This window comes from Enterobacter sp. N5-15 (genome assembly GCF_057221635.1).
The window spans coordinates 3,213,652-3,234,529 of record NZ_CM170150.1; the positions used below are offsets into that span (position 1 = coordinate 3,213,652).

18 protein-coding genes are annotated in these 20,878 nt (G+C 56.2%); 12 read left to right on the top strand and 6 right to left on the bottom strand.

Annotated elements, in window-relative coordinates; translation table 11 throughout:
* Positions 1-80: 80 nt before the first annotated feature.
* On the bottom strand, positions 81-947 hold the full coding sequence (gene yieE, locus AC2TE5_RS15245; protein ID WP_023312476.1) for a DNA-binding transcriptional regulator YeiE: 867 nt from the start codon (positions 945-947) through the stop codon (positions 81-83).
* Positions 948-1,044: 97 nt separating this feature from the next.
* Between yieE and AC2TE5_RS15250 the strand changes: the two genes are divergently transcribed.
* Entirely contained in the window at positions 1,045-2,091 is a 1,047-nt protein-coding gene (locus tag AC2TE5_RS15250) for a YeiH family protein (protein WP_484611941.1), read from the top strand.
* Positions 2,092-2,155: 64 nt separating this feature from the next.
* The gene (nfo, locus tag AC2TE5_RS15255) at positions 2,156-3,013 is read left to right on the top strand and encodes a deoxyribonuclease IV (RefSeq protein ID WP_213328180.1); all 858 of its coding nucleotides are present in this window, start codon (positions 2,156-2,158) and stop codon (positions 3,011-3,013) included.
* Positions 3,014-3,060: 47 nt separating this feature from the next.
* Here nfo and fruA read toward each other — a convergent pair whose 3' ends face one another.
* Genes fruA through fruB form a run of 3 tightly spaced genes read right to left on the bottom strand, consistent with a single transcriptional unit; the run spans position 3,061 to position 6,831 of the window.
* Positions 3,061-4,746 (bottom strand): PTS fructose transporter subunit IIBC, encoded by a 1,686-nt coding sequence (gene fruA, locus AC2TE5_RS15260; protein WP_484611942.1) that lies wholly within the window; start codon positions 4,744-4,746, stop codon positions 3,061-3,063.
* Positions 4,747-4,762: 16 nt separating this feature from the next.
* Positions 4,763-5,701 (bottom strand): 1-phosphofructokinase, encoded by a 939-nt coding sequence (gene fruK, locus AC2TE5_RS15265; protein ID WP_023312480.1) that lies wholly within the window; start codon positions 5,699-5,701, stop codon positions 4,763-4,765.
* Positions 5,701-6,831: a fused PTS fructose transporter subunit IIA/HPr protein gene (gene fruB, locus AC2TE5_RS15270; protein WP_484611943.1), complete on the bottom strand. Its 1,131-nt coding sequence runs from the start codon at positions 6,829-6,831 to the stop codon at positions 5,701-5,703. Before fruB ends, fruK begins: the two co-directional genes overlap by 1 nt.
* 361 nt (positions 6,832-7,192) lie before the next feature.
* Between fruB and setB the strand changes: the two genes are divergently transcribed.
* A complete protein-coding gene (gene setB, locus AC2TE5_RS15275; protein ID WP_032658989.1) occupies positions 7,193-8,374 on the top strand; it encodes a sugar efflux transporter SetB in 1,182 nt (393 codons plus the stop codon).
* On the opposite strand, the gene AC2TE5_RS15280 is transcribed toward setB, so the two are convergent.
* Positions 8,371-8,625 (bottom strand): YkgJ family cysteine cluster protein, encoded by a 255-nt coding sequence (locus tag AC2TE5_RS15280; protein WP_023312483.1) that lies wholly within the window; start codon positions 8,623-8,625, stop codon positions 8,371-8,373. The two genes, setB and AC2TE5_RS15280, sit on opposite strands and share 4 nt — an antisense overlap.
* Positions 8,626-8,789: 164 nt before the next feature.
* On the opposite strand from AC2TE5_RS15280, the gene yeiP reads away from it, so the two are divergent.
* Positions 8,790-9,362: an elongation factor P-like protein YeiP gene (gene yeiP, locus AC2TE5_RS15285; RefSeq protein WP_008500940.1), complete on the top strand. Its 573-nt coding sequence runs from the start codon at positions 8,790-8,792 to the stop codon at positions 9,360-9,362.
* A 116-nt stretch (positions 9,363-9,478) separates the two neighbouring features.
* On the opposite strand, the gene uxuA is transcribed toward yeiP, so the two are convergent.
* Positions 9,479-10,669: a mannonate dehydratase gene (uxuA, locus tag AC2TE5_RS15290; protein WP_213328179.1), complete on the bottom strand. Its 1,191-nt coding sequence runs from the start codon at positions 10,667-10,669 to the stop codon at positions 9,479-9,481.
* Positions 10,670-10,874: 205 nt separating this feature from the next.
* Between uxuA and AC2TE5_RS15295 the strand changes: the two genes are divergently transcribed.
* The 8 genes from AC2TE5_RS15295 to AC2TE5_RS15330 all read left to right on the top strand — a co-directional run bounded on the left by AC2TE5_RS15295 (position 10,875) and on the right by AC2TE5_RS15330 (position 20,877).
* A complete protein-coding gene (locus tag AC2TE5_RS15295; RefSeq protein WP_484611944.1) occupies positions 10,875-12,341 on the top strand; it encodes a mannitol dehydrogenase family protein in 1,467 nt (488 codons plus the stop codon).
* A gap of 124 nt (positions 12,342-12,465) precedes the next feature.
* Positions 12,466-13,452: a CobW family GTP-binding protein gene (locus AC2TE5_RS15300; RefSeq protein ID WP_484611945.1), complete on the top strand. Its 987-nt coding sequence runs from the start codon at positions 12,466-12,468 to the stop codon at positions 13,450-13,452.
* A gap of 33 nt (positions 13,453-13,485) precedes the next feature.
* Positions 13,486-14,199 (top strand): phosphatase PAP2 family protein, encoded by a 714-nt coding sequence (locus AC2TE5_RS15305; RefSeq protein ID WP_213328176.1) that lies wholly within the window; start codon positions 13,486-13,488, stop codon positions 14,197-14,199.
* Positions 14,200-14,614: 415 nt separating this feature from the next.
* A complete protein-coding gene (gene mepS, locus AC2TE5_RS15310) occupies positions 14,615-15,184 on the top strand; it encodes a bifunctional murein DD-endopeptidase/murein LD-carboxypeptidase (RefSeq protein WP_008500946.1) in 570 nt (189 codons plus the stop codon).
* 127 nt (positions 15,185-15,311) lie between these two features.
* Complete coding sequence (locus AC2TE5_RS15315) at positions 15,312-16,868, top strand: cyclic di-GMP phosphodiesterase (protein ID WP_484611946.1); 1,557 nt, start codon at positions 15,312-15,314, stop codon at positions 16,866-16,868.
* A gap of 74 nt (positions 16,869-16,942) precedes the next feature.
* Positions 16,943-18,748, top strand: a complete 1,806-nt coding sequence (locus AC2TE5_RS15320) for an extracellular solute-binding protein (RefSeq protein ID WP_484611947.1) — start codon at positions 16,943-16,945, stop codon at positions 18,746-18,748.
* A 9-nt stretch (positions 18,749-18,757) separates the two neighbouring features.
* Complete coding sequence (locus tag AC2TE5_RS15325) at positions 18,758-19,852, top strand: microcin C ABC transporter permease YejB (RefSeq protein WP_029740961.1); 1,095 nt, start codon at positions 18,758-18,760, stop codon at positions 19,850-19,852.
* Positions 19,852-20,877 (top strand): ABC transporter permease, encoded by a 1,026-nt coding sequence (locus AC2TE5_RS15330; protein ID WP_301508388.1) that lies wholly within the window; start codon positions 19,852-19,854, stop codon positions 20,875-20,877. The genes AC2TE5_RS15325 and AC2TE5_RS15330 overlap by 1 nt, the downstream gene beginning before the upstream one ends.
* The last annotated feature ends 1 nt before the right edge of the window (position 20,878 follow it).

The following is a 20,878-nucleotide window of genomic DNA, read 5'->3' on the forward strand; positions in this document are numbered from 1 at the left end:
GCCAGGATTATAAGTAAAGCATAAAAATGTGGGGTGACAGGCGCGCGTAGCCCCGGTAAGCGAAGCGCCACCGGGGAACGTTAAATGGCGCAGTAGCGCAGAAAACGCTGCAGAGAGCTGGAAAGGTGTTTCTGGCGGTGATGGATGCACCATAGCGTGCGCACCAGCTTCGGCAATGGAACCGGGATTTCAACCAGCGACCCCGTCTCAAGCTGTTCGGCAATGACGCGCCGGGAAAGACAGCTGATCCCCAGGCCATGACGCACCGCGTGCTTGATGGCCTCAGAGTTCCCCAGCTCCATCCCTAACTGGAAATGCGGCAGATGGGAAAGCAGCAGATAATCGACAATTTCACGCGTGCCGGAGCCCTGTTCGCGCAGGATCCACTGCGCCTGTGCCAGGCGCTCCAGCGTCACCTCGCCCTGCAATAACGACGAGGCTGGGGACGCAAACACCACCAGCTCATCTTCCAGCCAGGGCTCGGCAATGATATCCACGTTGTGGCACGGCCCTTCAATCAGGCCGATATCCACGCGGAAATCGATCACCGCGTTGATAACGTCCTGGCTATTGCCCACGCTCATCTCCAGCGGCAGGGTCGGGAAATCCCGGCGGTAGCGGGCAATCACTTCCGGCAGAATGTAGTTCCCAATGGTGCTGCTGGCATAGACGCGGATCGCGCCGTTGTCTTCGCGGAACAGCTGTTCGATTTCGATAGCCTGCTCCAGCAGCGCCAGCGCGCGTGGATAAAGAAGACGACCGTGCTCGTTGACCACCAGACGCTTCCCTACCCTGTCGAAAAGCTGAACGCCCAGCTGTCCTTCAAGATCGGTCAGCGCCGCGCTGACCGCAGACTGCGAGAGCGCCAGCATTTGTGACGCCTGGGTCGTCGAGCCGCTTTTCAGCACCTCGGCAAACACTTCCAGCTGACGCAATGTAATGTGCATGGTTGCTTACCACTTATATAGATTGATTATAAGTATATAATCAATTTTATTTTTAAGCCAGAGCGCCGTAACCTTTAGCCAGACAAAGGAGAAGGTTATGTCAGAAATCACCTTACAACATCATCGTACAGTGTGGCACTTCGTGCCGGGCCTCGCGCTTAGCGCAGCAGTGACCGCCGTAGCATTATGGGGCGGCAGCATCCCGGCTATCGCAGGCGCGGGTTTTAGCGCGTTGACGCTGGCCATTTTGCTGGGCATGGTCGTGGGAAATACCGTTTACCCACATATCTGGAAATCCTGCGACGGCGGCGTGATCTTTGCCAAACAGCACCTGCTGCGTCTCGGGATCATCCTTTACGGCTTCCGTCTCACCTTTTCGCAGATTGCGGACGTGGGCGTGAGCGGAATTGCCATCGACGTCCTGACCCTGACCAGCACCTTTTTGCTGGCCTGCTTTATCGGCCAGAAAGTCTTTGGCCTGGATAAGCAAACCAGCTGGCTGATCGGTGCCGGGAGCAGTATCTGTGGGGCCGCGGCGGTGCTGGCAACAGAGCCCGTCGTAAAAGCCGAAGCCAGCAAGGTGACCGTGGCGGTGGCAACGGTGGTGATCTTCGGTACGCTGGCGATCTTCCTCTACCCGGCAATGTATCCGCTGGTGGCGCACTGGTTTAGCCCGGAAACCTACGGCATCTACATCGGTTCGACCATGCACGAAGTGGCTCAGGTGGTGGCGGCAGGACATGCCATTAACCCGGAAGCTGAAAACGCGGCGGTGATTGCCAAAATGCTGCGCGTGATGATGCTGGCACCGTTCCTGATTTTCCTCGCCGCGCGGGTTAAGCAGCTGGCACCGGCAGGCGACAGCGAGAAAAGCAAAATCACCATTCCGTGGTTTGCGATCCTGTTTATCGTGGTGGCAATTTTCAACTCCTTCCACCTGCTGCCGAAAGCCGTTGTCGATATGCTGGTGATGCTGGATACCGTGCTGCTGGCGATGGCCATGGCGGCACTGGGGGTCACCACACACGTTAGCGCGCTGAAAAAAGCCGGTGCCAAACCGCTGCTGATGGCGCTGGTGCTCTTCATCTGGCTGATTGTCGGCGGCGGTGCGATTAACCTCGCGGTGCACAGCCTGATGGCATAAACCATCTCGTCCTTCTCCTGCTAACCCGCTATCATAAGCGTTTCGGGTTAGCAGGAGTTTTTTTATGAAATATGTTGGAGCGCACGTCAGCGCTGCAGGTGGCCTTGCGAATGCCGCCATTCGCGCCGCCGAAATCGAGGCGACCGCTTTCGCCCTGTTCACCAAAAACCAGCGCCAGTGGCGCGCCGCAGCGCTCACCGCTGAAGTGATTGATGATTTCAAGGCTGCCTGTGAGAAGTATCACTACGGGCCAGGCCAAATCCTTCCCCACGACAGCTACCTGATCAACCTCGGTCACCCGGTTGAAGAGGCGCTGGAAAAATCCCGCGAGGCGTTTCTTGATGAAGTACAGCGCTGCGAACAGCTGGGGCTGACGCTGCTGAACTTCCATCCGGGTAGCCATCTGATGCAAATCGATGAAGATGCCTGCCTGGCGCGTATTGCCGAGTCCATTAACATCACGCTGGACAAGACCAAAGGCGTCACCGCGGTGATTGAGAATACCGCCGGTCAGGGCAGCAACCTCGGCTTTAGGTTCGAACATCTGGCGGCGATTATCGACGGCGTGGAGGATAAATCCCGCGTTGGCGTGTGCATTGATACCTGCCACGCGTTTGCCGCCGGTTATGACCTGCGCACCACCGAGGCAACGAAAAACACGTTTGATGAGTTCGAGCGCATTGTGGGCTTTAAGTACCTGCGCGGCATGCACCTGAACGATGCAAAAAGTGCGTTCGGCAGCCGCGTTGACCGCCACCACAGCCTGGGCGAAGGCAACATCGGCCACGATGCGTTCCGCTTCATTATGCAGGACGCCCGCTTCGACGGTATTCCGATGGTGCTGGAAACCATTAATCCGGACATCTGGGCAGAAGAGATTGCCTGGCTGAAGGCACAGCAACCCGCTGAACAGGCGGCATAAAAAAAGCCGGGTGCGTAATGCTACCCGGCTTTTTTGTTGTTTATCGCTTACGCTGCTTTTGCCACAACTTCCGCTTCCGGACGTTTCAGCACCGCGTAAGAGAGACCCGCCACCAGCGTACCGGCAACGATGGCCAGCAGATAGCCCAGGACCGGGGTGATGGCGCCTGGGATCAGCAGCACAAACAGACCGCCGTGCGGTGCCATCAGCTTCGCGCCAATCGCCATGGAGATTGCACCCGTTACCGCACCACCCGCGATACAGCACGGCAGAACGCGCATTGGGTCACGTGCTGCGAACGGAATCGCGCCTTCGGTAATGAAGCACAAGCCCAGAACCAGCGCCGCTTTGCCGCCTTCCTGCTGTGCTTTATCGAACTTACGACGGGCAATAATCGTCGCCAGGCCGAGCGCCAGAGGAGGCACCATGCCTGCCGCCATGATGGCTGCCATTGGTGCGTAGGTCTGGGTACTCAGCAGGCCAACACCAAAGGCGTACGCCGCTTTGTTCACCGGACCACCCATGTCGGTACACATCATGCCACCGAGGATTGCACCCAGCAGAACCGCGTTCGCGGTACCCATGGTTTGCAGCCAGTGGGTCAGACCCGCCAGGATGCTCGCAACCGGCTTACCAATCAGGTAAATCATCGCCAGACCGACCACCAGGCTGGAAATCAGCGGGATGATCAGAATCGGTTTCAGCGCTTCCATACTCTGCGGCAGCTTGAGCTTCGAGCTGATGAGCTTCGCGACGTAACCGGCCAGGAAGCCCGCGATAATCCCGCCGATAAAGCCAGAACCGGTGCTTACGGCCAGCATACCGCCGATAAGGCCCGGCGTCAGGCCAGGACGGTCAGCGATGGAGAAGGCAATAAAGCCCGCCAGTACCGGCACCATCAGAGCGAAGGCTGAGCCACCGCCGATCTGCATCAGCGCCGCCGCCAGCGTCCCTTGCTCTTTAAACGCGGTAATACCAAATGCGAACGAGAGGGCAATACACAGACCGCCCGCAACCACCATCGGCAGCATGTAAGACACACCGGTCAACAGATGACGATATGCGCCTGCAGACTCTTTCTTACCTTCCGTCGCGGTTTGACGCGCGCCGGTTGCCTGATACGGCTTCGCTTCCACCAGCGCTTTATCAAATTCCTGCGCGGTCTTTTTCAGCGCCAGGCCGGTAGACGTACGGTACATTGGCTTACCGGCAAATTTCGCCAGGTCCACTTCGATATCCGCCGCCACGATCACCAGATCGGCCTCAGCCACTTCTTCTGGGGTGATAGCGTTGCCGGCACCGACGGAGCCACGCGTTTCAACTTTTACCCACCAGCCGCGTTTTTTCGCTTCGGTTTCAATGGCTTCAGCTGCCATAAAGGTGTGAGCCACGCCCGTCGGGCAGGCCGTCACCGCAACAATGCGTTTCGGGCCCGTGGCCGCAGCCGGTGCCGTCGCGACAGGCGCGCTGTAGACAGACGCGTGACCTTTCGCTTCGCTCAGGAACAGTTCCGGATGTGCCACCGCGCGATTAATATCGCCCAGCCACACTTTTTTGCCGTTCAGCGCACTGTCAGCCGGGATTTTGTCGCCCAGTACAATGGCCAGTTCTGCATCGCCTGGATTATCGATAATGTCCAGATGTGCTTTTTGTGCCGCCGCGCCCAGCAAGGTCTTCGCCATATAGGCGCGAGCCTGTCCGAGACCGGAGTCAATGATCAGCAGCGTTTTCATTATTCCTCTCCTGCTGTTAGTTAAAAGGTTTTAAGTCAACGCGCGCCATCATCGCGGCTAACTGGGTACGATCGGTAATGCCGACATTGCTCTGGCTTACGGCCAGGGCAGCAACGGCGGTGGCAAGACGTAAAGTATGTTCACTGGATTCACGCATCAGCAGGCCATAAATCAGGCCGCCAACCATGGAATCCCCTGCGCCAACGGTGCTGACAACTTCCATTGACGGCGGTTTGGCGATCCATTCACCAGACGCGTTAACCCACAGCGCGCCTTCTGCACCAAGAGAGATCACCACGTGAGCGATACCCTGCTCGCGCAGCGCATGGGCAGCGTCAATCACATCTTTTAATTCTGGCAGCTTACGACCCGCCCAGATCTCCAGCTCGCGGCGATTCGGCTTCACCAGCCACGGCGAGGCTTTCAGACCGGCAACCAGCGCGTCGCGGCTGCTGTCAAAAATGATGCACGGGCACTGGCTGCGCAGGCGCGTCATCCAGTCGGTAAACGCTTCCGGGCTGACGCCGGACGGCAGGCTGCCGCTGACGCAGACCATGTCAAACTGACCGAGCCAGGTCAGAGAGTCGTTAACAAAACGCTCCCAGTCTGACGGCGTCACTTCGAAGCCAGAGAAGTTTAGATCGGTCACTTCACCGTCTTTCTCCGTCAGCTTAACGTTGATGCGGGTACGGCCCTGAACAATCTGAAAACGGTTGGCAATACCCAGCTCGCTGAACAGCTGCTGAAAACCATCCTGGTTATCTTTACCGAGGAATCCACCCACGGTGACGTCGATACCGAGATCCTTGAGCACTTTCGCGACGTTAATTCCTTTACCCGCAGCATGCAGGCCAGTGGTACGCACGAGGTTGACTTCGCCGCGCTCAATTTCCGGGCAAAATCCTACCAGGTCATAAGCCGGGTTCAGCGTAATAGTCGCAACACGTCTGCTCATTATGCGCCCTCCCCCAGACCCGCCGCGATGGCGTCGCCAATCGCTTTCAGCGCCTGTTCAGCATCGGCACCCTGCGCGGTGAAACGCAGACGGTGGCCTTTCTTCACGCCCAGCGCGACAACTTTCATCAGACTACGGCCGTTGGCCGGTTTGCCCGTGCCATCAAGATTCGCCACGGTGATCTCACTCTCGAATTGTTTAATGGTATTCACCAGCATGGTGCCCGGACGGGCATGCAGGCCGTGCTCGTTACGTACCACGAACTCAGCGGTCTGCACGTCTTCAGTCGGCGCATCATCACTGGTCAGCAGTGCCAGCACGGTGGGGGCATCAGCGTTCAGCAGTTTTTCAGCTTTGTTGTTCAGCAGCAGATCGCCCAGACGCTTCAGCACGGAAACCGGCTGATCGTCATTCATCGCCACGGTCACCAGCATGGCCGCGCGCTCGCCTTCCACGTCAAACGCATTGGCCGCGCGGCTCACGGCGATAGCGCTGCGCAGGTTGCCTTCAGCACTGTCGTTCAGCCAGATACCCTGACCCAGATTCAACGGCTTATCGTTAATCACGCGCGTCACAAACGTGGCATCCGCCGCGCCGGCTTCTTTCAGACGGCCCGCGTTCAGCGCCTGCAGCGTCACCAGATCGGAGGCAGCCACATCCAGCGTCAGCGTTTCATTATCCAGTTTCAGCGCTTCGCTCTGTTTTTCGCCCATCAGCAGGGCGCGCAGCTCTTCAGCTGTGGTGGCTGACTTAAGCTGTTCAGCCACATCGTCATCGCTCAGGACATGCGTCAGCTGACGCAGCAGGCCTAAGTGTTCATCGCTGCTGGCCGCGATACCGATAGCCACGTAGGCCACCTGACCGTCGCCCCAGAGCACGCCCTGCGGGAACTGATAAACCTGAACGCCGGTTTTCAACACCTGATCGCGGGTGTCGGTTGTGCCGTGCGGAATGGCAATGCCATTGCCGAGGAAGGTTGAGGTCTGCTGCTCGCGGGCCAGCATGCCGTTGACATAGCCGTCCGCGACGTTACCCGCCTGCACGAGCGCAGCGGCAACCTGGCGAATAGCCTCTTCTTTATCCCCGGCCTGAGCGCCCGGGTGGATATCCTGAACAGATAACTGGAACATGGTTCTCCACTCCTGCTGAACTTGAATCGTTTCAGCTTTAATGAGAAAAAATGCGCTAGCCTGCTCCGTTTGTTAAAACAAGATAGCGCTGAAACGTTTCAAAAAGTCTTGCGCTTTCTGCAATGTCTTGCAAGTAAACTCGTATTTCCGATCTCAGAATTTAGAGATACAGCACATTTCTTCTTCGTTCAGCTGAATTTTGCTGAAGTTCAGCAAGACAGTTTCAGCTAAGGTCAGCTGGGTATGATGTAAGTTGAAATGCCATTTTGATTTTTCGTGGCATCATTGACCGCACCCACTGTTTATTTTTTAGCTGACGGCGTAAACTCCGCCCCTCTCTGCTACTCGCTAATTATAAAACATGCATAACACCCCTGCGGCCGTCTCGCCGAAGCCCTTTGATTTGACCTCAGCGGCATTCCTGGTTGTTGCCTTCTTCACGGGCATTGCCGGTGCGTTACAGACGCCAACATTGAGCTTATTCCTGACAAACGAGGTTCACGTCCGCCCGGCAATGGTCGGCTTCTTTTTTACCGGAAGCGCCATCATCGGCATCCTGGTCAGCCAGTTTCTGGCGGGGCGATCCGACAGAAAAGGCGATCGTAAAAGCCTGATCGTTTTCTGCTGTCTGCTGGGGGTCATGGCCTGCGTTCTGTTTGCCTGGAACCGCAACTATTTCATTCTGCTCTTCGTCGGGGTATTCCTGAGCAGCTTTGGCTCAACGGCGAACCCCCAGCTGTTTGCCCTTGCCCGCGAACACGCGGACCATACCGGACGTGAAGCGGTGATGTTCAGCTCTGTCCTGCGTGCTCAGGTGTCACTGGCGTGGGTGATTGGCCCGCCGCTGGCCTACGCGCTGGCGATGGGTTTTGGCTTTACGGTGATGTACCTGAGTGCGGCCGTTGCGTTTGTGGCGTGCGGCGCGCTGGTGTGGTTCTTCCTGCCGTCCATGCGCAAAGAGCCAAAAGTGACAACGGGCGTGCTGGAAGCGCCGCGCCGCAACCGCCGCGATGCCCTACTCCTGTTTGTTATCTGTACGCTGATGTGGGGTACCAACAGCCTGTATATCATCAATATGCCGCTGTTTATTATTGATGAACTGCACCTGTCGGAGAAGCTGGCGGGCATCATGATGGGCACCGCGGCCGGGCTTGAGATCCCGACGATGCTCATAGCGGGCTATTACGCAAAGCGCTTCGGAAAGCGTTTTTTAATGCGCATCGCCGCCATCGCCGGTCTGCTGTTCTATATCGGTATGCTGACGGTACATACGCCGGGGCTGTTGCTGGCTTTACAGCTGCTGAACGCCATCTATATTGGCATTCTCGCCGGGATAGGCATGCTCTACTTCCAGGATCTGATGCCGGGTCAGGCAGGCTCTGCCACCACCCTTTATACTAATACCACCCGCGTGGGCTGGATTATCGCGGGCTCAATGGCCGGTGTTGTGGCCGAAATCTGGAACTATCACACGGTGTTCTGGATTGCGCTGGTGATGTGTACGCTGACGATCGGCTGCCTGGCGAGGATTAAAGACGTTTAAGGCGCGGTGAGCGCTTCCAGCTCAAGAAGGTACGTCATCGCCTGCCCTCGCGTGCTGCCACACATTTCGGCAGTGGGCTGAAGCCCGGAGCAGACTTTCGGGCGCAGCGGTGAGCCAAAAATCATGCACAAATTCGTTTCCGAGAGCTGGACGCAGCGGGTATTGGCAGGCTTACCCTCCGGCATTCCTGGAATGGGGCTTGAAATGGACGGTGCAGTACAGCACGCGCCACAATCGGGACGGCAATCCATAAATGCTCTCTTTCGCTGACGATCGCCCGCGCAGTCGGGCATCGCGCGCACAGTAACACCTTTTGCGTATTGATAGCAAAAGCCACGAATTCCTCTTGCCTGAAAGGCCGCGCGCGAGTAATTTGGCGCGATATTTTTTACCTCCCGTAAACAGGATTACTGCAATGCCAAGAGCGAACGAAATTAAGAAAGGTATGGTGCTGAATTACAACGGCAAACTGCTGATTGTGAAAGATATCGACATTCAGGCCCCGAGCGCCCGTGGTGCAGCAACGCTGTACAAAATGCGTTTCGCCGATGTGCGTACCGGCCTGAAGGTGGAAGAGCGCTTTAAAGGTGACGATATCGTCGATACCGTGACCCTGACTCGTCGCTACGTTGATTTCTCCTACATCGACGGCAACGAATACGTGTTCATGGACAAAGAAGATTACACCCCGTACATCTTCACCAAAGATCAGATTGAAGAAGAGCTGCTGTTCATCCCTGAAGGCGGCATGCCTGACATGCAGGTCCTGACCTGGGACGGCGTGCTGCTGGCGCTGGAGCTGCCGCAGACCGTCGATCTGGAAATCGTTGAAACCGCACCAGGTATCAAGGGCGCATCAGCAAGTGCCCGCAACAAACCGGCTACCCTGACGACCGGCCTGGTTGTGCAGGTGCCGGAATACCTCTCCGCTGGCGAGAAAATCCGTATCCATATCGAAGAAAAACGCTATATGGGTCGCGCTGACTGATTGCGGCATTTGCCCGGTGGCGCTACGCTTACCGGGCCTACGAAAAACCGGCCCTGAAGCCGGTTTTTGTGTTTTTGTAGGCCGGGTAAGGCGAAGCCGCCACCCGGCAATTCCGGTTACAGAAGCTCCGGATACTTCGTCATCTTCAGCGCCAGCTCAACGCCGCGCACTTCCGCCATCCCTTTAAGACGACCAATCGCCGAATAGCCCGGGTTGGTTTTCTTACGCAGATCGTCCAGCATCTGGTGGCCGTGATCCGGACGGAACGGAATAGGACGCACATCGCCCGCCTGCTTGCGACGCGCCTCTTCCGCCAGAATGGCGTCTACCACCGCTACCATATTCACATCGCCGCCCAGATGCGCCGCCTCGTGGAAGGTTTTTGGATTCTCTTCGCGGCAGGTCGCGCGCAGATGCGTGAAGTGGATACGATCGCCGAAGGTTTCAATCATCCGCACCAGGTCGTTATCCGCACGCACGCCGTAGGAGCCGGTACACATGGTAAAGCCGTTATAGATGCTGTTTACCGTCTCTTTCAGCCACTGCATATCTTCAAGGGTGGAAACGATACGCGGCAGGCCGAGGATAGGACGCGGTGGATCGTCCGGATGCACGGCGAGGCGTACCCCGACCTCTTCTGCAACCGGCACGATAGCGCGCAGGAAGTGCGCCATGTTTTCACGCAGCTGGTGCTTATCAATATCGCCGTATTCCGCCAGGCGCGCGCGGAACTGATCCAGGGTATACCCCTCTTCAGCCCCCGGCAGGCCAGCAATGATGTTGCGGGTCAGCTTTTCGATGTCCGCGTCACTGGCTGCATTGAACCATTCGAGCGCCTGCTGCTGCTCTTCCGCGGTGTAATCCGCTTCGGCGCCTGGGCGTTTCAGAATGTGCAGTTCGAATGCCGCAAAGGCAATCTGGTCGAAACGCAGCGCTTTCGAACCGTCCGGCATCTGGTATTCAAGATCGGTACGCGTCCAGTCGAGGATGGGCATAAAGTTATAGCAGACCGTATCAATGCCGCAGGTCGCCAGGTTGCGAATGCTCTGCTGATAGTTAGCAATCCAGGTCTGGTACTCCCCTGAATGGGTTTTGATGTCTTCGTGAACCGGGATGCTTTCCACCACAGACCAGGTTAACCCCTTCTCCGCCAGCAGCGCCTGACGCTGTTGAATTTCCTCAACCGGCCATACCTGACCGTTTGGAATATGATGCAGCGCCGTGACGACACCCGTTGCGCCAGCCTGGCGCACATCATCAAGAGAAACCGGATCGTTCGGCCCGTACCAACGCCAGGTTTGTTCCATTGCCTCACCCTCTTAAGTTGTTATACCAATATGTGTTACTGCAATGACGACTACCATACATGTTTGCCGCTAAGGGTCAACATACCGCCACACATTGATTGATCAAACTCACAGAACGGGGATATTTACGGCTCACCAATTTTATTTGCTGTCATATAACTTTACACTGGCATTGTTAATTAATGGTTAATCAGGTGTGTATCTCATGAAGACAATTGCCTCCACCGCCCTTCCAGCCCATATTCAGCAACCTCGCTACGATCGCGCGCAATTACGCTCCCGCATCGTCCATTTTGGCTTTGGCGCGTTCCACCGTGCGCACCAGGCATTGTTAACAAATCGGGTGCTGAATGAAAAAGGCGGCGACTGGGGTATTTGTGAGATTAGCCTCTTCAGCGGCGACGTGCTGATGAGCCAGCTGCGCGCGCAGGACCACCTGTTCACCGTGCTGGAGAAAGGTGCAGAAGGCAATGAGGCGATTATCGTCGGCGCCGTCCATGAATGCCTGAATGCAAAGCTGGACTCCCTGCCTGCCATTATTGAGAAATTTTGCGAGCCGCAGGTCGCTATTGTGTCGCTCACCATCACGGAGAAAGGCTACTGCATCGATCCCGCCACCGGAAAACTCGATCTGCACAACGCCCGGATAATCCACGATCTTGAGAACCCCTCAGCGCCGCATTCCGCCCCCGGGATCCTGGTCGAAGCGCTTCACCGCCGCCGCGAGCGCGGCTTGCCTGCGTTTACCGTGCTTTCATGTGACAATATCCCTGATAACGGACACGTGGTAAAAAACGCGGTGCTGGGCATGGCGCAAAAGCGTTCCGCGGCGCTATGTGAATGGATAGATAGCCACGTAAGCTTCCCGGGGACGATGGTCGACAGGATTGTTCCCGCCGCGACGGACGCCTCACTGGCGGAAATCACCGACGCGCTCGGCGTTGAAGATCCGTGCGCCATCAGCTGTGAGCCGTTTATTCAGTGGGTGGTGGAAGATAATTTTGTCGCCGGCCGTCCGGAGTGGGAGGTCGCGGGCGTTCAGATGGTGCAGGATGTTCTGCCCTGGGAGCAGATGAAATTACGCATGCTTAACGGCAGCCACTCTTTCCTGGCGTATCTGGGATACCTCGCGGGCTACGCCCATATTAATGAATGCATGGAGGACGCTGCGTTCCGCGAAGCCGCCCGTCGGCTGATGCTGGACGAGCAGGCACCCACATTACGCATTAAGGATGTCGACCTCACCGCCTACGCCGATAGCCTGCTGGAGCGCTTTGCCAACCCGGCACTTCAGCATCGGACCTGGCAAATCGCGATGGACGGTAGCCAGAAGCTTCCGCAAAGAATGCTGGACGGGATCCGCGTTCATCTTGAGCGAAAAACACCGTGGCCGCTGCTGGCCCTGGGCGTGGCCGGCTGGATACGCTACGTCAGCGGCACCGACGACCGTGGCAACGCGATTGATGTTCGCGATCCCCTCAGCGATAAAATTCGCACGATGGTCAATGCCAGCAGCGACGCCGAGCGCGTTAACGCCCTGCTGGGGCTGAGCGAGGTCTTTGGTCACGATCTCGCGCAAAACAGCGCGTTTGTGGAGGCTGTCAGCCAGGCATACCAGCGCATCACCCGCCACGGCGCGCGTCAGGCTGTTATCGAAACGTTAAATGTTTAACGATTATTGCGCTTAACGCGAACGGATGCGGCCTCCGTTCGCCCTTCCCCTTCTCACAGGTCACGTTTTTCGCCAGGATAGAGAGAACAGTGTTATAGCATCACCATTCTCATCTGGAGCGCACGTGACCAAAACCAACCTCATCACCGGTTTTCTCGGCAGCGGTAAAACCACCTCAATTCTCCACCTGCTGGCAAATAAAGATCCGGCCGAGAAATGGGCCGTGCTGGTCAATGAATTTGGCGAGGTGGGCATTGACGGCGCGTTGCTGTCATCCAGCGGCGCGATGATTAAAGAGATCCCCGGCGGATGCATGTGCTGCGTCAATGGCCTGCCGATGCAGGTCGGGCTCAATACCCTGCTGCGTCAGGGCAAACCTGACCGCCTGCTGATTGAACCCACCGGGCTGGGTCACCCGAAGCAGATCCTCGATTTACTGACCGCCCCGGTTTACGAGCCGTGGATCGATCTGCGCGCCACCCTGTGCCTGCTCGATCCGCGTCAGCTTCTGGATGACAAGGCGGTGGCCAATGAGAACTTCCGCGATCAGCTCGCCTCGGCTGACGTTATTGTCGCGAATAAAGCAGATCGCGCCACGGCTGAAAGCCAGGCCGCGCTGGACGCGTGGTGGCAACATTTCGGCGGCAATCGCACGCGGGTGGAGACTACCCAAGGGAATATTGATAGCGCCCTGCTTGACCTTCCTCGTCTGAACCTGGCTGAACTTCCGGCCAGTGCGGAACATGCTCATCGCCATCCGGTGAAACAGGGTTTAGCTGCCCTCAGCCTGCCAGAACACCAGCGCTGGCGTCGTAACCTGAACAGCGGTCAGGGATATCAGGCCTGCGGATGGATTTTTGATGCTGAAACCGTTTTCGACACCATCGGGATCCTGGAGTGGGCTCGGCTGGCTCCCGTCGATCGCGTAAAAGGGATCATGCGCACGCCGGACGGGCTGGTGCGGATCAACCGTCAGGGCGAGGATTTCTTTATTGAAACGCAAAATGTGGCGCCGCCTGACAGCCGTATAGAGTTAATTAGTGCGGTTAACGCCGACTGGAATGCCCTCCAGTCCAGCCTGTTGAGGATTCGTTTAAGTTCGGGCGGCTAACGTTGCCCCAGTTTTCACTCTATGCAGAACGTTATGACAACTCGATTTCCCTTGATATTACTGCTTAATGTCGCCGGTCTGGCGCTTTTCTTCTCCTGGTATATCCCGGCGGATCATGGTTTCTGGTTCCCGCTGGATTCTGCCATTTTTCACTTCTTCAACCAGGAGCTGGTGAAGAGCAACGCGTTCCTGTGGCTGGTGGCAATTACTAACAATCGCGCCTTCGACGGCTTCTCGCTGCTGGCCATGGGCTGCCTGATGCTCTCTTTCTGGCTGAAAGAGGATAAAGTCGGGCGTCGGCGGATTCTCATTATCGGTCTGGTGATGCTGCTGTTTGCCGTTGTCATTAACCAGCTGGCAACCGCGATTATTCCGGTTAAGCGTTCAAGCCCAACGCTCTTCTTCACCGATATTTATCGCGTCAGCGAACTGCTGCATATTCCAACAAAAGATGCGTCGAAGGACAGTTTCCCCGGCGATCACGGCATGATGCTGCTTATTTTTTCCGCAATTATGCTTCGCTATTTCGGCAGAAAAGCCTTTGCCATAGCCCTGATTATTTTTGTGGTTTTTGCCTTCCCGCGCGTAATGATTGGCGCTCACTGGTTCACCGATATTGCCGTCGGTTCGCTCTCCGTGGCGCTGATTGCGCTGCCGTGGTGTTTAATGACCCCACTGAGCGACAGGATAATAGCGCTGTTCGATCGCTATCTTCCCGGTAAAGCGCAACAACAATTAAACAAATAACTAACCTAAATTAACGTGGGCTATCAGGGATCGACATGATCCCTGATAGCGTTCTCGCCGCGATCTTTCCCCTCTGTCATATTCTCGTCATCATATTCATGATAAAAATGAAGCAATTGCATACTGGCGAAGCGGATCCGTCGCTATTTTGAGCAATTCTATGTTTTTACTTTCTGTATCACATTTTCTTATAAAAAAAAGGCTTTTTTTACTCGCAATACCCCTGGCAATCGGTTAATCTCGAACTCGTTTTGCCCCATAGAGATAATTATTTCGCTGGTGAATAATTTTGTGCGCTGCGCCACAAATGTGACCAGAAAGAATTGTCTCAATGTGAACAGATAATTAGTCTCGTCACGTTTGGCATTTTTATAACGATATTTGTCGTTAAGGACTTCAAGGGATAATAAACAAAATGGTCAAATCTCAACCGTTTCTGAGATATATCTTACGGGGGATCCCGGCGATAGCAGTCGCGGTACTGTTATCTGCATGTAGTACATCGAACACCGCAAAGAATATGCATCCTGAGACGCGTGTTGTGGGAATGGAAGATTCCTCGTCACTGCAAGCCTCTCAGGATGAATTTGAAAATATGGTACGTAATCTGGACGTGAAGTCCCGCATTATGGACCAGTATGCTGACTGGAAAGGCGTGCGCTATCGTCTTGGCGGCAGCACAAAAACAGGTATTGATTGTTCCGGTTTTGTACAGCGTACGTTCCGTGAGCAATTTGGGTTAGATCTTCCGCGTTCAACCTATGAACAGCAGGAGATGGGCAAGTCGATTTCACGTACCAAACTGCGCACCGGTGATTTAGTCCTGTTCCGTGCCGGTTCTACAGGTCGACATGTTGGCATCTACATTGGTAATGACCAGTTTGTACATGCCTCCACCAGCAGCGGTGTGACCATTTCCAGCATGAATGAACCATACTGGAAGAAGCGCTACAACGAAGCGCGCCGCGTACTGACCCGCAGTTGATATGACTATTGTATCGTTGGTTATCCCTTGGCTGACGATATGATGAAAAAAAGCACTGCTTCGGCAGTGTTTTTTTTTGCCCGTTACACTGAATACATCCAGCGGCATTTCAGGAATCACGACGTCTATGTTTACCCGCTACTTCTCCAGCAATCGCAAGATATTAATCCTCAGCATTATCACAGGCCTGATCGCCGCCCTGCTCCTGGGTTCGTTGCAATTTTTCTGGAGCTACCACAAGCGGGAAGTCAAATTCGACACCCTGATCCGCGACGTGAGCATCTATATGGAGAGCTATTTCGATGAGTTAAAAAACGCAGTCGATACCCTCCAGCCGCTCACGTTAAACAGCTGCCACGACGTCAATCAGGAACTCACCTCGCGCGCGGCCTTTAGCATTAACGTTCGCGCATTCCTGCTGGTCAGAGACAAAATGGCGTTCTGTTCTTCTGCCACAGGCCCGATGAATTTCCCGATGGAGGAGCTGATACCCGAGCTGCACATCGATAAGCAGATTGATATGGCATTGCTTCCAGGCACCCCGATGTTGCCCAATAAGCCTGCGATTGCCATCTGGTACCGTAACCCCTTAGTGAAGGACGGCGGCGTGTTCACCTCGGTGAATATCAATCTGACGCCTTACCTGCTCTACACCGCGCGCCAGGACGAATTCACGGGGATAGCCATCATCATTGGCGATCATGCGCTGTCAACGCGTTCCAGCACGCTGGTCAACGCGAGCGATCTACATGAAATTCCGGTCCGTACCGCGACGCTGAAAGGCATCCCCCTGACCATAAACCTGTATGCGGACGCATGGACCAGCGATGAAATTCTCTACGCCCTGTTCTTCGGGCTGGTATGCGGCATTTGTGCCGGATCGCTCAACTACTATATCCTCAGCATTCGGCTCAATCCGGGTAAAGAGATTTTAAGCGCCATTAAGCGCGGCCAGTTTTACGTGGTCTATCAACCCGTCGTCGATGCCAAATCGCTCAAAATGACCGGGCTTGAAGTGCTGATGCGCTGGAAGCACCCGACAATGGGAGAAATTCCGCCGGACGCGTTTATCAACTTTGCCGAAGCGCAGAAGCTGATTGTCCCGCTGACGCTGCATCTCTTTGACCTTATCATTCACGATGCACCCGTGTTACAAACCCTGTTGCCCCCGGGTGCCAAGGTGGGGATTAACATTGCGCCGGGGCATCTGCATGCGGAGAGCTTCAAAGACGATATGCGCACCTTCAAAGCGTTACTGCCGCCGGATTACTTCCAGATCGTGCTGGAAATTACAGAGCGTGACATGCTGAATCATCGTGAAGCCAACAGCCTCTTCGAATGGCTGCATAACGAAGGGTTTGAGATAGCCATTGATGATTTTGGCACCGGCCACAGCGCGCTGATTTATCTTGAGCATTTCACCATGGACTACCTCAAAATCGACCGTGGGTTTGTTAATGCGATAGGTACAGAGACGGTGACGTCACCGGTGCTGGATGCCGTGCTGACGCTGGCAAGGCGGCTGAGTATGCTGACCGTCGCCGAAGGGGTGGAAACGCCGGAACAGGCCGCCTGGCTACGCGAACACGGCGTTAACTACCTTCAGGGATACTGGATTAGCCGCCCGATGCCGCTGGCACAGTTCCGCGAATGGCGGCCTGATATTTCGCCAGAGGGCGATTAATTTCACATTGCCCGTGACGTCACTTATTATTCAGCTTAACCGAGTCGGTCTGTAAAAGAGGGAGCTGCCGCGAGATGCTTATGCGCTTCATGTTGCTGCTGTTGGCACTAACGAGCCTGTCCAGCCAGGCGCAGGCCATCAAAGAAAATATCGCCTTCGCGGTGATTGGCGAGCCGAAATACGCGGTCAATTTTACGCACTTCGATTACGTTAACCCTGCCGCGCCGAAGGGCGGAAAGGTCACGCTTTCCGCCACGGGGACATTCGACAACTTCAACCGCTTCGCCCTGCGCGGCGTGGCGGCCGCACGGACGGAATCGCTTTACGATACGCTCTTTGTCACGTCTGATGATGAACCCGGCAGCTACTATCCGCTGATTGCCGATAACGTGCGTTACGCCGAAAACTTCGCCTGGGCGGAAATCTCGCTGAACCCGCGGGCCCGCTTTCATGACGGTACGCCGGTCAAGGCCAGCGACGTTGCGTTCACCTTCCATAAATTCATGACCGAAGGCGTTCCCCAGTTCCGCATCGTGTATAAAGGCGCGTCGGTCAGAGCCATTGCGCCGCTCACCGTGCGCATCGAGCTGAGCGAACCGAATAAAGAGAATATGCTCAGCCTGTTCTCTCTGCCCGTCATGCCGGAATCGTTCTGGAAAAACCATAAGCTAAGCGACCCGCTCTCCACGCCGCCGCTGGCAGGCGGCCCGTACCGCATAACCGACTGGCGCATGGGGCAGTATGTGGTCTATTCCCGCGTCAAAGACTACTGGGCAGCCAACCTTCCGGTAAACCGCGGGCGCTGGAATTTCGACACCCTTCGCTATGATTATTACCTCGACGATAACGTGGCGTTTGAAGCGTTCAAAGCCGGCGCCTTCGATTTACGCGTAGAGAGCAGCGCCAAAAACTGGGCGACCCGCTATATCGGCAAAAATTTCGCAAAAGGCTATATCGTCAAAGACGAGCACAAAAATGAGTCGGCCCAGGACACCCGCTGGCTGGCGTTTAATATTCAGCGTCCGGTATTTAATGACCGCCGGGTGCGGGAAGCGATATCTCTGGCCTTTGATTTTGAATGGATGAACAAAGCGCTGTTTTACGGGGCTTACAGCCGCGCCAGCAGCTATTTTCAAAATACCGAGTACGCCGCGCGTGATTATCCGAAAGCCGACGAGCTGGTTCTGCTGGCACCGCTGAAGGCGGAGGTTCCGCCGCAGGTGTTCACCACCGTGTTTCAGCCGCCCGCGTCGAACGGGGACGGCTACGACCGCGACAACCTGCTCAAGGCCAGCAAGCTGCTGGATGACGCGGGCTGGCACCTGAAAAATCAAAAGCGTGTGGATGCCAAAACGGGTAAGCCTCTCAGCTTTGAGCTGCTGCTCTCGTCCGGGGGCAACGATCAGTGGGTGCTGCCGTTTAAGCACAACCTTGAGCGGCTGGGCGTGACCATGAACATTCGCCAGGTCGATAACGCGCAGATCACCAGCCGCATGCGCAGCCGTGATTACGACATGATGCAGCGCCTGTGGCCCGCCCAGCCATGGCCCAGTTCGGACCTGCAAATCTCCTGGGCTTCCAGCTACATCGACTCCTCCTACAATGCGCCGGGGGTAAAAAGCCCGGCGATTGACGCGCTGATTGCGAAAATAGTGGCGGCGCAGGGGGATAAAGAAAAGCTCCTGCCGCTCGGGCGCGCCCTCGACAGGGTCTTAACCTGGAACTACTACATGCTGCCGATGTGGTATATGGGCGAAGACCGCCTGGCGCGCTGGGACAAGTTCTCCGTGCCTGCCGTGCGCCCTGTCTATTCCCTGGGCTTTGATACCTGGTGGTATGACGTTAACAAAGCCGCCAGACTTCCCGCTGAGCGGCGATAAGGAATCATCATGGGTGCCTATCTTATCCGTCGTCTCCTGCTGGTCATCCCCACCCTGTGGGCCATCATCACGATTAACTTTTTTATCGTGCAAATCGCCCCCGGCGGCCCGGTCGATCAGGCGATTGCCGCCATTGAATTTGGCAATAGCGGCGGCATGCCCGGCGGCGGCGGCGAAGGGATGGGCGCGAGCCATGCGCGAACCGGCGTAGGGAATATCAGTGAAAGCCATTATCGCGGCGGCCGCGGGCTGGATCCGGAAGTGATCGCCGAGATCACCCACCGCTACGGCTTTGACAAACCGATTCACGAGCGCTATTTCAAAATGCTCTGGGATTACATCCGCTTTGATTTTGGCGACAGCCTGTTTCGCAGTGCCTCAGTGCTAACGTTGATCAAGCAAAGCCTGCCGGTGTCGATAACGCTGGGGCTGTGGGGAACGCTGATTATCTATCTGGTCTCTATACCGCTCGGGATCCGCAAAGCGGTCTACAACGGCAGCCGCTTCGATATCTGGAGCAGCACGTTTATCATCATCGGCTATGCCATTCCGGCGTTTCTGTTTGCCGTCCTGCTGATCGTCTTTTTTGCCGGGGGAAGTTATTTCGACCTCTTCCCGCTGCGGGGGCTGGTCTCTGCCGATTTCAGTTCCCTGCCGTGGTATCAGAAAATCACTGACTATCTCTGGCATATCACGCTGCCGGTGCTGGCCACGGTCATCGGCGGGTTTGCGGCCCTGACCATGTTGACCAAAAACGCCTTTCTCGATGAAATTCGTAAGCAGTACGTCGTGACCGCCCGCGCCAAGGGCGTGAGCGAGAAGCAGATCATGTGGAAACACGTGTTTCGCAACGCCATGCTGCTGGTGATCGCCGGATTTCCGGCCACGTTCATCGGCATGTTTTTTACCGGCTCGCTGCTGATAGAGGTGATGTTCTCGCTCAACGGCCTGGGGCTGCTGGGCTATGAGGCTACCGTGTCGCGCGATTATCCGGTGATGTTTGGCACACTCTATATTTTCACCCTGATTGGCCTGCTGCTGAATATCATCAGCGATATCAGCTATACGCTGGTCGATCCCCGAATCGATTTTGAGGGCCGCTGATGCCGCGTTTAAGCCCCGTCAACCAGGCCCGCTGGGCCCGCTTTCGCCACAACCGCCGCGGCTACTGGTCGCTGTGGATTTTTGCCGTGCTGTTTGCCTTAAGCATGTGTTCGGAGCTGATCGCCAACGACAAACCGCTGCTGGTGCATTTTAACGACCGCTGGTACGTGCCGGTTATCGCCAACTACAGCGAAAGCGACTTTGGCGGCCCGTTTGCGACCCCGGCGGAGTATCAGGATCCGTGGCTTCGCGATCAAATCGACAGGCACGGCTGGGCGCTCTGGGCACCGGTGCGCTTTGGCGCAAACAGCATTAACTTTGCCACCACGACCCCCTTCCCTTCCCCGCCCTCCGCGCAAAACTGGCTGGGAACCGATGCTAACGGCGGCGACGTGCTGGCGCGCATCCTTTATGGCACGCGAATTTCTCTTCTCTTTGGGCTGATGCTGACGATCTTCTCAAGCGTGATGGGGGTCGTGGCGGGTGCCGTTCAGGGCTACTACGGCGGGAAAATTGACCTGTGGGGCCAGCGGGTTATTGAAGTCTGGTCAGGCATGCCAACGCTGTTTCTGATCATCCTGCTTTCCAGCGTGGTGCAGCCTGGCTTCTGGTGGCTGTTAGGCATCACCGTCCTGTTCGGCTGGATGGCGCTGGTGGGCGTGGTGCGGGCGGAGTTTCTGCGCACCCGCAATTTCGACTATATTCGCGCCGCGCAGGCGCTTGGCGTGAGCGACCGCGGGATCATCTTCCGCCATATGCTGCCCAACGCGGTGGTCGCAACGCTCACCTTCCTGCCGTTTATTCTGTGCAGCTCCATCACCACCCTCACCTCGCTGGATTTTCTGGGCTTCGGGCTACCGCTGGGTTCCCCGTCGCTCGGCGAACTGCTGCTGCAGGGCAAAAACAACCTGCAGGCGCCGTGGTTAGGCATCGCCGCCTTTCTTTCCGTGGCCGTGCTGCTTTCACTGCTGATTTTTATTGGCGAAGCCGTGCGCGATGCCTTCGATCCGAACAAGGCGGTATAAA